Origin of the sequence: Vibrio sinaloensis (assembly GCF_023195835.1) — a bacterium.
Lineage (GTDB): Bacteria > Pseudomonadota > Gammaproteobacteria > Enterobacterales > Vibrionaceae > Vibrio > Vibrio sinaloensis_C.
Genome location: NZ_CP096200.1, coordinates 362968 through 378467 on the forward strand (window position 1 = coordinate 362968; position 15500 = coordinate 378467).

Sequence of the window (15500 nt, forward strand, 5' to 3'; positions counted from 1 at the left end):
AGAATCATGCCTAAGTTCATTGCTTAGCCTCACTGGTGTCGGTCAAGCCAGCGTGCCAAACGTCGAATGCGTCGGCTTTAGGGTCGTAACCTAACACGCTCTTGGTGTGATTGAGCGCAAGTCTCTTAAATCGATTGTTGGAAATTCCGTGGGCAATAACAAATGGGTCGTCTTTTAACTCCGACTCCAAACCGTTAACCAGCAGTGAGCATAGATCTTGTGGTTCACTCCATGCACTTAAATCCCTTGCGCTCAAACGCTGCCAATCTTGCTGATACTCGAACGCACCGATTCTTACTGCAATCACTTCCAGCTGTTTTTGGTATGCATAATATGCCCCCAGAGCTTCACCAAACACTTTGCTGACCCCATACAGGTTTTTCGGACGTGTCGGCATATCCTCTTTTACCTGTACATCAAGTTCGTAGCCCTCTATGGTTTGGGCGCTACTGGCGAACACGACTCGTTCAACGCCACTTTCGTACGCGCTTTGAAAAACATTGTATGTGCCTACAATGTTGGTCGGCAGCAAAGACTCAAACGGCGTATCTGGGCACGCCAGTCCGGCTAAGTGAACAACAACATCAATCTGCTTTTGTTTGAACAACGAACGAGTCGCAGCTAAGTCGCTGACATCAAGTTTAACGCCTCGCGTTTCTGTCACGGTTAGGTCTGCGAGTACTAGCCGATAGTCCGGACGATTCGCGTCGAGATACTTCACCAACGCTTGCCCTATTCTTCCATTTGCACCTGTAATCAATATGGTTTTCAACATTTATCTTCTTCCTTATTCGATACTCTTTTCTGCTCAATACAAACGGCAACGACTTTGATATTGCCTTTTTTGAGGTTGGCGCTTTCTATTTGTGATTAGAGTAATTAGCATTGAGATATGAATAAAATGATATAAGTTCATAGCAACATGAATACTGCTAATATCAATGTGATGATGCTCAAAACGCTCAAGTCACTGCGCGAGACAGGCAGTATTAGCCGTACCGCAGAGCAGTTGCACGTTACACAATCAGCGGTCAGTCATACCGTTAAAGCCTTGGAGAGAACACTAGAGGCGCCAGTTGTCGTCAGGCTGCCAAGGGGGATATCCCTCACTGACATCGGTATGGCTGCCAGTGAATCTGCGATAATTGCTCTGGAAGCCATAGACAATATCTTGAAGCTTTCATCCTCGGCATTAACCGGAACTGTGACGATTGCCGCCATCAATTGTGTTTCGAAGCAGATTCTCGCTCCGGTCTTGGCCTCGGTACAAAAAGCCCACCCGAAAATAGAGATAAATCTACTGGTAGGTACAGATCAAGAAGTTGAGAATTGGGTCAATATCGGGCTCGCAGACATCGGCATCGCCTACAATATGGAACCATCGGCCAGCGAGCTGCTATTTGATGATGAGTTCTATTACATCACTCGCTATCGACACTCGAAAGATACGCACGTGGCGTTAACTCATCTGAATAACAAGCCAATCATTGCTCTATCCTCGGGATGCGAACTGTTTATCCGTGACCTGTTTGACCAATACGATCAGCAACTGGTAGTTAAAACCACGGTATCGGACTCTGCCGCGCTATTTTCTGTTGTAGCTTCAGGCTATGGTGATTCGCTTGTCCCGGGACTGGCCTTCCCTGACGATTGGCAACAGCTGGTGAGTCGCCAACCGGTGTCGCCGACTCTGACGTGTTCATTAAGACTTATGTGTGCAAAACAGCAGACATCAAATGACGCAGTTCAAGTGTTGGTTGAAGAAATTCGCCGTGCGGCGTTAGACAAGAAGCCAAAATAAGGCTCGGTCATTCTCAATGCAACCCTACTCTATCGGTCACCAAATACAATAAAGGCAGCGTTTTCGCTGCCTTTGCTGTTGACTAGGGTTGGTTAGTTATCCAATGACATGCCAATTTGACTCAGTTTATCTTTAAACTCATCGACGCTGTTTGCCTCGTAAGTGGGAGAGCCATTAAAATAACGCGGCTTCTCCGGCAACATGGCATTTTTCAGCGCTTTCTCCTGGTCAATATCGTCATGATAGACGGTCACGCGATTTGGAATGTCTTGTTGGAATTTCGCCATTCTGTTCTCCTTTTCATCTGACGTTTACTCACTACTAAGCGTAGAAAACGCAGGCTCTCTGTCAAACTTTGCGCCAAGCCGAGTTATTGTGACAGCGTGATGACAACTCTATGAAAATACATACGATTTAGCCTCAAGATGACGAATGCAAGCCGCTCCAGAAAGTTAAGTTTTGTGAACTGCTACGAACATTTTTCTCCCTTTAACTGGCAACCACTCAATGAGCTTGATTGACCAGTGTGATTGGGTTTATGCAGCGTTTCACAAATTTACTCTCTACGCCCCTACTCTGATCAGTAGGGGATGAGTTGCTTAATCCCCGCATGGTCTAGGCTATTGTTCAAGGTTTCTAGTGGTGCTAGTTAATGAAGAAAGAGAATATTTATCAGGTTTTTACTCGGTTATTTGGCAATACTCAACAAGCCCAAATACCTTGGGGAACCATCGAGCAAAACGGGGTCGGAAAGTTTAGTGACTTTACCGATCAAGCCTTGGCGCAAATCCGCCAGTTAGGCATTACCTGTATTTGGTACACCGGCGTTCCACACCATGCGTTGGTCGGCGATTACCGCCAATATGGGATTGATAACGACCACCCCAGTGTGGTCAAAGGACGAGCTGGCTCGCCCTACGCAGTCAAAGACTATTATTCGGTTAACCCCGATCTTGCTGACGATCCCGCCAAGCGCAATCAAGAGTTTGAGGCGCTTGTTAAACGCACTCATAAAGCGGGTATGAAGGTCATCATTGATATTGTGCCTAACCACGTTGCTCGCGTTTATAAAGGGCTGAACAACCCGCCGGGAGTACGTGATTTTGGTTGCGATGACGATTGCAGCGTTGAGTATCACAGAGACAACAACTTCTACTATATCCCAGGCCAAGAGTTCGCGCTTCCAGACGCGCTCAGCAGCAACCCTCCACTTGGCGGAGAACAGCATCCTGACTTGGCAGTCCCGTATCAAGAGTTTCCCGCCAAATGGACGGGCAACGGCTCACGATTAGCCAAACCCAATCACGATGATTGGTACGAAACCGTTAAGATCAATTACGGCATTCGCCCCGACGGCAGTAAAGATTTTGACTCACTACCAGAGCACTACCGTGAGCGCAGCGCCGCTGAACATTATCAGTTTTGGCAAGATAAACGCGTGCCCAACTCGTGGCTAAAATTTCGCGATATTGCGCAGTATTGGTTACAGCTTGGTGTCGACGGTTTTCGTTTTGATATGGCCGAGATGGTGCCGGTGGAGTTTTGGAGCTATTTAAACTCGTCAATCAAGCACGCCAACCCTGAGGCTATCTTGATTGCAGAGGTTTATCAGCCCGAACTTTACCGCGACTATATTCAGTTGGGGAAGATGAACTATCTGTATGACAAAGTGGACCTTTATGACCATCTCAAGGCGGTGATTCGTGGACAAGGCTCAACCAGCGACATTGGTCGTATTGAGTATCAGCGACGAGATATTGAACATCACCTGCTGCACTTTTTAGAAAATCATGACGAGCAACGGATTGCCAGCCCTGAGTTCGCTGGCTGCGCAGAAAAAGCGTTGCCTGCTATGCTTGTATCGGCGTGTTTGTCGAGCTCGCCCACCATGATCTATTTTGGCCAAGAGGTCGGCGAGGCAGCATGTGAGATGGCCGGTTTTGGTCAGCCGAGCCGAACCTCTATTTTTGATTACATTGGCGTGCCTGCGCACCAACGCTGGGTCAATCATGGCCATTACGATGGCGGACTTTTGAGCGAGCAAGAGCAGCAACTTCGACGCTTCTATAAAAAGCTGCTTAATGCGACGTTAAACAGTTCAGCCCTGACGGGTGAATACCACGACCTCTACGCGGCCAACTATGCAAATTTCGCCGAGCTACAGCACAAGTTGTACGCTTTTGCTCGTTCAGATAAAGATGAGATTGTGCTTATCGCGACCAATTTCAGTAGTGAATTGGGGAAAACGGTGTCTTTGACCATTCCCGAGACGCTTATCAGCCATTGGACGCTTAGCTCTGGTCACTATACTTTAACTGATAGACTTAGCGAGCAAACCGTCACGCTAGTGGTCAACGAGCAACAAGGAAGCATGACTCTCGACTTGCCACCGCTGGCGTGTCGATTCCTCTCTTTAAAACGCTAACAGTGTGGCCGAGCGATGCTGTTTCGCCTCGGCCACTGCATTCATCTGGCAATCAAGGCTTCAACCTGATTAATCGTGCGTTGTGCCGACTGATAATCGATAGGTAGTTCGACCAAACCTTGCGGCGTTTGCACAAACAGAGATGGAAAGCTGTTACCTCCAATGCGTCGAGCAAATTCGATTTCTTCTAGCAACGCTTGGTTGAGCTCGGGCGATGAGAAATCCTCAGCAAACTGCTCAAAGTTGATCCCGAGTTGCTTGGCCAAATCGAGCAATACCTCGGCATCGCTCGGGTTGCGCGCTTGCAGGTAGTATGCCTGCTGAATCGCATCGAGCATCATCTTCTCTGCGCCTTGTTTACGTGCGGCAAGAATGGCGCGACAGGCGGGATAGGTTGATCTTCGCGGTGTGTTTTGTGTCCAAAAATCATAATTGAACGAAGTACCGAGATACGCTTCTATCTTCTTCCAGTAAGCGGCGATTTGCTGTTGCATTGACTCTGGCATTGGCACATCTGAGTCGGGGGCTAAACCTCCAAGCAGATACTGAATCTCGATTTTATCACTTAATGCGTCGTGTATTTGCTGCCAAACGGGCTTATACCCCCAGCACCAAGAGCACATAGGATCGTACACATAGTAAAGCGTATTGGTTTGATGAATAGACATGCGGCTTACTCACTCCATTTGTTGCGATGGGTTTCAATTGCCCTATAGCTGGTCATATTGTTGGCACCTACGCATTTCACCTTACCACAGGTTAGTAAACTGGCTTTGCATTGCTCGGCTTACCGGCAGTTTGTCACTGCCAATCACGACCACCATTTTGCCAGTAATGATCTTGTTCACTTTTTCAATCGCCGCCACGTTGACTATGGTCGAACGATGAATTTGCCAAAACTGATTCGGATCCAGTTGCTGCATCAGCTCTTTTAACGAGGTTCGCAGCAAATATTCAACTTTTTTGCCCTGTTCGAGCGTAAACAGCGACACGTATTTATCTTCTGCTTTGAAGTAGCGCACATCATCTACCGAGATGAGGTGAATATCTTCTCCTTTGGCGGCCTTTAGCCATGTTAGATAGTTTGGTGTGGGTTCACGTTGGATTTGCTGCAACTGCTGCATCAAGGCCGCCACATCCACAGGCTGAGAATCAGCTTGTGGCTTGAGCCGCGCTTTGAGCTTGTCGATGCACTGCGCTAAACGATGATCACTGATCGGTTTAAGCAGATAATCCACCGCATTGGCCTCAAACGCTTGCAGCGCGTATTCATCATAAGCGGTCACAAACACGATTTGCTGGTTGCGGCCCTGCTTGGTTAAGGCCTTAGCAACCGACATCCCATCCAACAGTGGCATTTTGATGTCCAAAAACACCACGTCCGGTTGATGTTGCTCAATCAAGAGCAGAGCTTCTTGACCATTTTTCGCCAGCCCTTTGATCTCAAGCTCTGGCCAATGGTCGGCCAAGAGTTTGTTCAAATGGTGACGCAGCAGGGGCTCATCATCGGCAATCACTGCGCTCCACTCATGCTTCAACATTCAATATCCTTTTAACTGTTGAGTTGCTGTAACGGGATAGTGAGGCAGGCACATACTCCGCCGCTGCTATTCTGTTGGATTGAGAGCTTGGCATGGCCATCATACAAAGCCTCTAGCCTCTGTCGTACATTATTCAAGCCCACGCCATTACCTTTCTTGGGCTGGTTTGAATTAAGCCCTACTCCAGTGTCATTCACTTCAACTAAGAGTTGGTCTTGTTGTTGTTCGACCCTTATCGTCAACTCGGCACCGTCAACTTTAGGCTCTACCCCATGCAAGATGGCGTTTTCCACTAAAGGTTGCAACAACAAGGGCGCAAAGCTGACAGAATGTTCAACGGTGTTGTCGATTTGGTAACTGAGTCGATCGCCGAGGCGAATTTTCTGAATCGCCAGATAAGCATCAACCAAGTCTAGCTCTGCTTGCAGGGTGGATTCTGTTTGGCGACTATTGTTTAACGTCCCTCTAAGCAGCTCGGTGAGCTTTTCAAGCATACGCTGTGCCGCTTGCGGATCTTGGCCAATCAAGGCATTGACATTAGCCAGTGTGTTAAATAGGAAATGGGGTTCAATTTGGCTTTGCAACTGACGAAGTTGGCTAGTTAATAGCGTCTTTTCCTGCTCGGATTGAATGCGTTTTGACTTCTCGAGCTCTTGTTGTGCAAGTAACTTCTGTTCATGAGTATAGAAGTAGTAAAAACAGGTAACGGTAAACACAAAACCAAGTGCAATAACTGGCTTCATGTGGTTCCAATCGTCAAAATGATCGTAACTGCGCAGCCAATAATAGGCATTGATCGAGCCAAACACCATTGCACCCAACACAGAAAAGATGTTGGTCAAACGCCTTGGCATTGTTGGATTAAAAAAGCAGATCACGACCGAGCAAAGCACGGAACTGTAGCCATAGCCTAAGCTAATGACCAAATGTTCTAGATAGGGATCCGGCCAAATACTCTGAGTAACAAACGCGATGACAATACAAAACAGCGTCGTGTAGGCTAAACTTTTCGTCGTCGTTTTCCATGTTGGGGCGTATTCACTCATCAAAACTTTCCTCTTAGATTAAGAAAAATCATACGCTTATCAGGTAAGTTTGCATATAGCGACTGTTTGCTTCCCGTCATAAAACGCGCCGCAAGTTCTGCTAGGAAGGACACTTTGCCACTGTCGTGCAGTGTGTACTTGAGCCACTGCGTCGCTATCACGCCGTTGTCCTCAGGTGCGTACAGTAGGTCAATCGTCGGTGAAAAGTCATTGAGCCACAGCATATTTTGCGACCACGACCACTGACTCCAACTACTCGAATCCAGCGACCAGTGAAACATCAAATTGTGTTGGACGAGGTTGGCGTGGGTTAGGCCATTAGCATAGCTAGCTGCCATTGGCGCTGTGCCCGGGTTTGAAGATAATTTAGTGCGTTGTTGAAACGCAAAATCCCACTGTTGCTTACTCCAACTGCGGTTGTCATACCAATACTCGACAATAATGTTGTTGCCCATCGCATTGGCCCAGTTTAGTCCGAGTAGCGCCTGAAAGCCCGATGTGGCACTGGTTAACTCGGTCGGCGCCGCTGATGACTGGACAAAGGTTAAGTATCGGCGCTGATAGACAGCGGAAGCGTGCCACGCCCAAGCTGAGTCAACTACCGTGACTAGTGAACCGCCAAGTAAACCATGGCGCACATCATCATAGTAAGCGATGCCTTGCCATTCATTGTCGCCTTGCATCCAATATCGGCGCAAGCCGACCCCTTGCTGCTGCGCTGCCTGCTCGAGGGTGGTCGCGCTTTGTTGGCTCCAACTCGAATCAGTGTAAACTAGGCCCCACTCACCAGCCGAGTCAAAGTAAGACGCCATCGCGCTGCCTACGCCCTCTTCCACTTGAATTCCGACCGGATTGCGACGATAAGGTTTAAATAAGTCTAACGGTCGGTAACCATAACCGACTCCCCAATCCAACCTCACCTTGCCGAGCGTCAGGTCAATCGGCATATCGCCGACTTGCTGACTCGACTGCCAAAACAGCTCCTGAACAATCAGTTCAGCATCGAACGATTGACTGGAATCAGAGCTATAGATTCGATTGCCCTTAGCGGCGAACAACCCCGTCAGATCATAGCCTTGTACTTCAACATCGAGGAGGGCGTCAACTTGCTCAGTACTTGAGCGAGCCTTGGGCCCAAGCAACTGCGAATCGCGATGAGCCTGCGCTTGAGAACTTATCGTGTAGTCCCAATCAAAGCTCAGTTCGGCATGAGAAAAGCAACTCACCAGCAAGGCCAATAATCCCAAAGCACGCCAACTCATTTATAACTCCGAAAGTGCATTTCGCACTAAGTAAGCGGGGTTGTAGTATTTGTCATCGAGGGCTTGTGGCGTGATCGCCTGATACTCAATCACGGTTTTTTTCGCCGGTTGGATCTGATCTAACAAGGTCATTTCGGTCACGCGGGCTTGTCCGTCTCGCTCGCCGCGGGTAAACCAAGCCTGTTTGGCGAGTTTACCAGAGCGCAAATAGAGATCGGCTTTGATCGGAAAGTCATCCTTGGCGTCCAACCATAAATCTATCGCTTCGTAACTTGCACCCGATGTATTCGCACTCAAACGCAGTCGGTTGGTGTTTACCGATTGCAAGTCAGACTCAATGGTCTCGTTCGATACCCAGCTTGCTTGATAATCCTCGCTCCAAGTTAACGTAGAGATATCGCCCACTGAGGCCTCGCCGAGCAATTTCTGCATCGGCGTAATCCGTATCGGACGACGACTCTTCGGCATTACTAACCAATAGTTGTCGCCCAACATGAGCATCTTCTGCCCGGCCTCCACTGGCGATTTGAAGATCACCAAAGATTCGCGATTCTCACGGGTATAAACGTTGTATTGGCGTGTTTTGTCGAGTTGATCGTTCTCAAACAAACGAACTAAAGAGACTACCTTGGCAGACTGGCTATCTAGACGAAATTGATCGGCATTTTTGACCATAGTGGTGACATCTTGCGCCGCGACGATTGAGGTCATTGCCATATAAGAAATCAGTACCGCAAACAGTTTGTTAAACATAGATCAGTGCCTCCGTGATGGGTTTCTTCACTCCTTTTGATGCCGATAGCCAAGCCGCAACGACACAAATCGCCATCACGCCCAGCGTGGTGACTAATAGGAGTTCGGGAGAGAAGTAAATATTGAGCGGGTACCCCTCGGTTCTTCCAGGCGGTGGTGGCATTTCAATCTCAACCACCATTAACAGCAAGCTGGTCGCTAAGCTAAGCAGACCGCCCAACGCCGCCCCAATCAACGCCAGCAACGCAGATTCACGCACAAAACTGGCAACGATTTCACTAGGATAGGTTCCCAGCGCCGACAAGGTGCCGATTTCCCGGGTTCGTTCAGTCACCGACATGGTCATAGTATTAAACAGCGCAACAAACACCACCAAAGCCATCACCGCGCCCATTATGCCAAAAATTCGATCGTATAAGTCTTTGACCTTATTGTAGAAAAAGGCTCTTTCCTGCCATGGCGTCACCTCAACATCTTGTGCCAATGTCAGTTGGTTCAACTGCGCTTCTACCCAGCGCTGCATGCGCTCCGTTTGTTCGGTATCAAATAGAAATACCGACAGGGTGCTGACTTTATTACTCGACAGCAGTTGCTGCGCCGAATCGATATGCAGATACAACTGACGTTTGTCGAGCTCTGGGACGCCAGTCGAATAGATGCCGCGAACTTTGTAGTCATAAGCGTTCAGTGCGCCGTCGCTTGTTGTTGCGAGTAAGGTCACCCAATCGCCTGGCTGCACATTGAGATTTCGCGCCAGATCAACGCCTAACACCACTTCTGGCTCCGCTGGGTCGTAACGCGAAGAGTGGATGCTGGATAGCGTCTTTCCTTGGCGAACATCAAGAAACGGCCCTTTCATATCAAATTCGCGCTCATTGACCCCAATACCGACGAAAATCGTTGATTTATTGCCATTTGAAACCAGCCCGGTGAAATCAATTCTCGGCTGAACCCCTCGCACCGCCTCATTGGCGAGCAACTGCTTAACGATGGCTGGGGCATCTGCCAATCCATTGGCCAGTGGCATCTCCTCATCTTGCTCAAAAAAGCCTGGCTGGCTAATGGTTAAATGGCCAGTATCACGCGCCGTTGATTCTTTGAGCGATTGGTAGGTATAGAGACCGAAACCACCAGCGGAGGTAAGCGCAAATATCGCGATGGCGATAATCAATATCGACAGCAAACTGCGGCGGCGATTTCGATGCAGATTTAAGTACGCGACACGTATTGTCAGCGGAATCAACTTGCCCATTTCACTGCCTCCTGATTGATTTGACCATCGCACAGTTCGACCGAGCGGTCACATTGCAGCGCCATGCGCGGATCGTGGGTGGCAACAATAAACGTGGTGTTTAATTGATGCCCTAGCTGCTTCATCATATCGATAACAATCGACGCGGTATGGCTGTCGAGACTCGCCGTCGGCTCATCAGCAATCACTAATTGCGGCTTGTGTACTAGCGCTCTTGCAATAGCAACTCGCTGCTGTTGGCCACCGGATAGATTGTCAGGTCGGTGAAACGCCAAGTCAGCCAAGCCGACATTATCAAGGATATCGAGCGCCATGCGCTTTTGATCCGCCAGCGAATAACCGTTTAACATCAACGGATAAGCGACATTCTCCCAGGCTGTCATCACAGGAATCAGGTTAAATCTCTGAAAAACAAACCCAAGTTGATGACGGCGCATTTTGGCCGCCTGCAAAGCCTGTTTTGGATATGCCTGACCGGCTAAACTGATGCTGCCTTGATACTCCATATCAAGCAGACCTAAGATGTTGAGCAACGTACTCTTGCCTGAGCCAGAAGGACCACACAAAGCGACCATCTCCCCTTTCTCAATCGCGCCGCCCACTTCAGTGAGGGCATTAACCCTTTGCTCACCTAAGCGATAGGTCTTACTGATGTGATTAAATTCGATCATAACGGACTCCTAAGCCGCATCGCGCAACAAGGCTTGCGCTTGAGCAACGACCGTATGCTGTGGATACAAGCGCTGTAGATGCTCGACCCAAGCTTCGCCTTGCGCCTTATCTCCCGCCTTAAGCGCCGCTTTAACTGCGTAGAGATAGACCCATGAGGTGGCTTCAATCGGTTGCTGGGTAAAACTTGGCTCATGGAGTAGATCAAGGAATAGGTCATACCCGCGCTCAAAATGATTGAACATGTCTGGCAGAGAAGTAAAAGTAGAGGCGGCAATCGAACGAGCTAACAGTGACTCTGGCAACCCTTGAATTCTCGCTTGCTTCTCCAGTGCAATCGGTTGAGAGGCAAGGAGATCCAACCCTTTGCTAATGGTGGCCAACCCTTGTTCAGTGTATTTCATTTTGTTCCAAGGCATCCAAGCATCACGACCCATTAACGTTTGGGTGCTGCCTAGATAAACCAGACTGAGGGCGTCTGTGCCTTGCGCTTCAATTTGCGCTGTTAACTGTTGATAGACTTGGGTGACTTTGTCTGCATCGCCTTGTGCCGCGAGATTATAGTCGGCGATCAACGCCTCACTAGGGGCTGCGAAGAGTGGACCTGCGCTAAGTGCAGAGAGACAAATCAGTGAAGCTAACCATGGCTTTTTCATCATGTAATTCCCTTGCTTGATTGAACAAGCAAAGATTACTTAAAGCAAAATTCCTGCGCTGAAGTTTGCGACCAAAGGTCGTTATCTGGCGTCAATGGTCAATTTCGAGCGTGAATGGTTAAGGGATATCCATCTCACTCCGACACTGGTGGCAATTATTCACTATGCTGGGTAAAGTAGCGCTAAATTTATCGCTCTGAATAATATTGATTCGAGCAAACGCCACTGTTAGAGAGAAATTATGATTAATGACGATAGAATCATTGCCGATTTACAAGAACTCGAAGCCTTTCTTGTCGCGGTTGAAAGCGGCGCATTAGGCCTCAATAACGCCGCAGGGGTAGTACTCGCGACCAGCAACTCCGACGGGCGCCGATTTGTCGCCGTACTGGACGACAATAATCAGCTGATACTCGGTCGCTGGGTGACCGAAGAGGTGTTTCAGACCGGTCAAGATCTTGTTCGCCATGGTCCAAAACGTAAACACTAATCAGCCTTGTACTAACCCCGCCTCAGCGAGGCTTCTGACCTCGCTGAAAATACTTCGAATACGAATTTTTAAACCATAAGCAAAACCCCCTCTTCACAACCCATCCAGCGAGTTTTCAGTTGCAGGTGCAACTCATTTGCCGCCCCTTTTTAAGAACACAAAAAGCAAATAAAATCAGCACCTTAAGGTACAATCATGGTTCCTGTCATACCTTGCATATGCCGTCACATAGATATCCATGCCTTGATCTATTCTTGAAATTTAATTAGAGTTCTAAACAATATTTAAGATAATCACTCTCTAAAAAAGGAAAAAACATGGATCCCATACTGGAAGTTAAGGGACTGTATAAGGTGTTTGGAGACGACACTGACCGCGCTTTTGAGATGATAGAAAAAGGCGCTGACAAAGACGCCGTTTTTGAAAAAACCGGACTCACCATAGGTGTTAATGATGTCTCTCTAAGCATCAATGAAGGTGAGATATTCGTCATCATGGGCCTTTCTGGCTCAGGAAAATCCACTCTTGTTCGCCTACTCAATCGCCTCATCGAGCCCACCAAAGGTAACGTGTTTCTTAAGGGCAAAGATATCGCCCACATCACTGACCAAGAGCTACGAGAAGTTCGCCGCAACAACATCTCTATGGTGTTTCAAAATTTCGCGCTGATGCCGCATATGACAGTGATTGAAAATGCCTCATTTGGGCTTGAGCTTGCAGGCATCGACCCGGACGCCCGTCGCAAAGCTGCCTTTGACGCGCTCGAACGAGTCGGCTTAGAGGCATATTGCGACTCCTTTCCTGACGAGCTTTCGGGTGGTATGAAACAGCGGGTTGGTCTGGCTCGAGCGCTGGCTTGTGACCCAGATATTTTGCTAATGGACGAAGCCTTTTCGGCACTGGATCCATTGATCCGCACTGAAATGCAAGACGAGCTGATTCGGCTGCAAAACGATGATAAGCGAACCATTGTGTTTATCTCACACGATCTTGATGAGGCGATGCGCATTGGCGATCGAATTGCCATTATGCAAAACGGCGCCGTTGTCCAAGTTGGCACACCAGATGAAATCTTGCACAAACCCGCCAACGACTATGTGGCCGCTTTCTTCCGAGGCGTCAACGTCGCCAGTGTTTTGACCGCGAAAGATATTGCACGCAAGAAACCTGCCGCAGTCTTCAAGAAGTCTGAGCACGACGGTCCTGCCTCTGCGATGCAGATCCTTATGGATAACGACCGCGAATATGGCATCGTCATTGATCGCAGCAGCCGTTATTCCGGTATCGTTTCTGTCGATTCTCTGCGTGCCGCTCACAAAGAAAATCGCTCCTTAACCAGTGCTTTACTCGCAGATGGCATCACCTTAGAGCCCGATCAGCCCATCAACGATATTTTAGGCGCCGTGGCCAACGTTCCCTACTCGGTCCCTGTGGTCGATCAACAGGGTAATTACTTTGGTGTCGTCACCAAATCTCGATTACTGCAAACCTTAGATAAGGAATAGCACTATGTCATCAGAGCAAACCAATAGCGATCCGTGGTCTCAGACCACCACACAACAAACTGATCCCTGGGGCCAAACGACTGACAGCAGTGCTTCGGCTAACGATTGGCTGACCAGTGAGTCTGTCGAGCAAGCGCCATTCGATATCATGAACCCTTTCCAAGATGCAGTGTTACCGCTGGATACTTGGGTAGAATCAGGGCTTAACTGGTTAGTCGAACATGGGCGTCCTGTGTTTCAGGCGATTCGTGTTCCAATCGATTTTATTCTCACCTCGTTCGAGACGGCGCTAGTCTCGACTCCAGCTCCTTTGATGCTGGTATTACTATTCTTATTGGCTTGGCAGTTCTCTAGTTTACGCCTTGGCGTTGCTACCGTGCTGTCACTGACCTTCATTGGTCTCATTGGTGCTTGGTCACAAGCAATGACCACCTTAGCACTGGTGATGACATCGGTATTTTTCTGCTTGCTGATTGGACTACCGCTTGGTATCTGGCTTGCTCGCAGCAATACCGCCGCAAAATTTGTTCGGCCAATCTTAGATGCGATGCAGACGACACCGGCATTTGTCTATTTGGTCCCCATTGTGATGCTGTTTGGTATCGGTAACGTCCCTGGTGTCGTGGTCACCATTATCTTCGCCTTACCGCCTGTGGTTCGTTTGACGATCTTGGGCATTCAGCAAGTGCCAGAAGAGCTGATTGAAGCAGGCCATTCGTTTGGCGCAAGCAGTAAACAGATGTTGTACCGCATTCAGCTTCCACTTGCGCTGCCAACCATTATGGCTGGGGTAAACCAAACCCTGATGCTGTCACTCTCTATGGTAGTGATTGCCTCGATGATCGCCGTCGGCGGCTTAGGGCAAATGGTGTTGCGTGGTATCGGACGTCTAGATATGGGGCTCGCCGCGGTCGGCGGTTTGGGTATCGTTATCCTTGCCATACTGCTTGATCGCATTACCCAAGAGCTCGGAGCCAATGCAGGTAACACCAAACTGCGTTGGTATCAAACAGGCCCTATTTCTCTTATCACCAAACAATTTGCTAAGCAGAACAAACCTCAAGTAACTCTTAAGGAGAACCTTAAATGAACAACTCATGGAAGAAATCACTGACATTAAGTGCCCTTTCAACCCTCGCCCTTTCCGCAAGCGTATCTGCATCTAAGCTTCCTGGTGAAGGTGTTACGGTGCAACCGGTTCAGTCCACTGTGGCTGAAGAGACATTCCAGACTCTGATCGTGAATCGCGCTCTTGAAGAGCTTGGCTATGAGGTTCAACCTACGAAAGAGGTCGACTACAACGTCGGCTATACTTCGATTGCCAAAGGGGATGCCACGTTCCTTGCGGTTGGTTGGTTCCCGCTTCATGCCGATAAGTACACCATGGCAGGCGGCGATGATAAATTTTTCCGCCAAGGTCAGTATATCTCAGGTGCCGCACAAGGTTATTTGATCGATAAGAAAACCGCTGAGAAGTATGGCATCACTAATATCGGTCAGCTTAAAGATCCTAAACTGGCGAAACTGTTCGACGCCAATGATGATGGCAAAGCGGATCTGACGGGTTGTAACCCAGGCTGGGGTTGTGAATTAGTGATTGAAGAACAGCTCGACGCATACCAACTGCGCGACACAGTCAGCCATAACCAAGGTAACTACGCTGCGATCATCGCCGATACGATTTCTCGCTACAACAAAGGCGAGTCTATCTTGTATTACACTTGGACTCCGTACTGGGTAAGTGGCGTACTGGTTCCGGGTGAGGACGTGGTTTGGCTAGAGGTGCCATTCTCTGCGCTACCGGGCGAACGTAAAAACGTTGATACCACGTTGTCTAACGGCAAAAACTACGGTTTCGAAATGAACTCGATGCGCATTGTGGCTAACAAAGAGTTTGCTGAGAACAACCCTGCAGCGGCCAAGCTGTTTGAAATCATTAAAGTCAACATCAATGACGTCAGTGCACAAAATATGATGATGAGCGAAGGCAAAAATAGCTCAGCCGATATTGAAGCGCATGTTAACGGTTGGATCAAAGCCAACCAAGATCTGTTTGACTCTTGGGTTGAACAAGCCAAGCAAACCGCGCTTTAGTTTCGA

At 48.6% G+C, this 15500-nt stretch carries 16 protein-coding genes; 6 read left to right on the plus strand and 10 right to left on the minus strand.

All coding sequences use genetic code 11. The annotated features are described in order from the left end of the window. Positions 1-16: 16 nt before the first annotated feature. Positions 17-775 (minus strand): NAD-dependent epimerase/dehydratase family protein, encoded by a 759-nt coding sequence (locus MTO69_RS15200; RefSeq protein ID WP_248335241.1) that lies wholly within the window; start codon positions 773-775, stop codon positions 17-19. A gap of 147 nt (positions 776-922) precedes the next feature. Between MTO69_RS15200 and MTO69_RS15205 the strand changes: the two genes are divergently transcribed. Then, a complete protein-coding gene (locus tag MTO69_RS15205) occupies positions 923-1801 on the plus strand; it encodes a LysR family transcriptional regulator (RefSeq protein ID WP_248335242.1) in 879 nt (292 codons plus the stop codon). A 92-nt stretch (positions 1802-1893) separates the two neighbouring features. Here MTO69_RS15205 and MTO69_RS15210 read toward each other — a convergent pair whose 3' ends face one another. Further along, a complete protein-coding gene (locus tag MTO69_RS15210; protein ID WP_248335243.1) occupies positions 1894-2088 on the minus strand; it encodes a hypothetical protein in 195 nt (64 codons plus the stop codon). Between the two features lie 365 nt (positions 2089-2453). Here MTO69_RS15210 and MTO69_RS15215 point away from each other — a divergent pair, with 365 nt between their 5' ends. Next, positions 2454-4226, plus strand: a complete 1773-nt coding sequence (locus MTO69_RS15215; RefSeq protein ID WP_248335244.1) for an alpha-amylase family glycosyl hydrolase — start codon at positions 2454-2456, stop codon at positions 4224-4226. Between the two features lie 41 nt (positions 4227-4267). On the opposite strand, the gene MTO69_RS15220 is transcribed toward MTO69_RS15215, so the two are convergent. The 8 genes from MTO69_RS15220 to MTO69_RS15255 form a co-directional block, all read right to left on the minus strand. After that, positions 4268-4894 (minus strand): DsbA family protein, encoded by a 627-nt coding sequence (locus tag MTO69_RS15220; RefSeq protein WP_248335245.1) that lies wholly within the window; start codon positions 4892-4894, stop codon positions 4268-4270. 81 nt (positions 4895-4975) lie between these two features. After that, complete coding sequence (locus MTO69_RS15225) at positions 4976-5767, minus strand: LytR/AlgR family response regulator transcription factor (protein WP_248335246.1); 792 nt, start codon at positions 5765-5767, stop codon at positions 4976-4978. A gap of 11 nt (positions 5768-5778) precedes the next feature. After that, positions 5779-6813, minus strand: coding sequence for a sensor histidine kinase (locus tag MTO69_RS15230; RefSeq protein ID WP_248335247.1), 1035 nt, complete (start codon positions 6811-6813; stop codon positions 5779-5781). Then, a complete protein-coding gene (locus tag MTO69_RS15235; protein ID WP_248335248.1) occupies positions 6813-8075 on the minus strand; it encodes a hypothetical protein in 1263 nt (420 codons plus the stop codon). The genes MTO69_RS15230 and MTO69_RS15235 overlap by 1 nt, the downstream gene beginning before the upstream one ends. After that, positions 8076-8828 (minus strand): outer membrane lipoprotein-sorting protein, encoded by a 753-nt coding sequence (locus MTO69_RS15240; protein WP_248335249.1) that lies wholly within the window; start codon positions 8826-8828, stop codon positions 8076-8078. Next, a complete protein-coding gene (locus tag MTO69_RS15245) occupies positions 8821-10080 on the minus strand; it encodes an ABC transporter permease (protein WP_248335250.1) in 1260 nt (419 codons plus the stop codon). Before MTO69_RS15245 ends, MTO69_RS15240 begins: the two co-directional genes overlap by 8 nt. After that, the gene (locus MTO69_RS15250) at positions 10068-10751 is read right to left on the minus strand and encodes an ABC transporter ATP-binding protein (RefSeq protein ID WP_248335251.1); all 684 of its coding nucleotides are present in this window, start codon (positions 10749-10751) and stop codon (positions 10068-10070) included. The genes MTO69_RS15245 and MTO69_RS15250 overlap by 13 nt, the downstream gene beginning before the upstream one ends. Positions 10752-10760: 9 nt before the next feature. Further along, entirely contained in the window at positions 10761-11405 is a 645-nt protein-coding gene (locus MTO69_RS15255; RefSeq protein WP_248335646.1) for a hypothetical protein, read from the minus strand. A 241-nt stretch (positions 11406-11646) separates the two neighbouring features. On the opposite strand from MTO69_RS15255, the gene MTO69_RS15260 reads away from it, so the two are divergent. The 4 genes from MTO69_RS15260 to proX all read left to right on the plus strand — a co-directional run bounded on the left by MTO69_RS15260 (position 11647) and on the right by proX (position 15494). Continuing rightward, positions 11647-11895, plus strand: coding sequence for a hypothetical protein (locus tag MTO69_RS15260; protein ID WP_248335252.1), 249 nt, complete (start codon positions 11647-11649; stop codon positions 11893-11895). Between the two features lie 317 nt (positions 11896-12212). Next, entirely contained in the window at positions 12213-13400 is a 1188-nt protein-coding gene (gene proV / locus MTO69_RS15265) for a glycine betaine/L-proline ABC transporter ATP-binding protein ProV (protein WP_248335253.1), read from the plus strand. 4 nt (positions 13401-13404) lie between these two features. Further along, the gene (proW, locus tag MTO69_RS15270; protein WP_248335254.1) at positions 13405-14490 is read left to right on the plus strand and encodes a glycine betaine/L-proline ABC transporter permease ProW; all 1086 of its coding nucleotides are present in this window, start codon (positions 13405-13407) and stop codon (positions 14488-14490) included. After that, positions 14487-15494 carry a glycine betaine/L-proline ABC transporter substrate-binding protein ProX gene (gene proX, locus MTO69_RS15275; protein WP_248335255.1) on the plus strand — a complete coding sequence of 336 codons (1008 nt, stop codon included), beginning with the start codon at positions 14487-14489 and terminating at the stop codon, positions 15492-15494. The genes proW and proX overlap by 4 nt, the downstream gene beginning before the upstream one ends. Positions 15495-15500 lie beyond the last annotated feature (6 nt).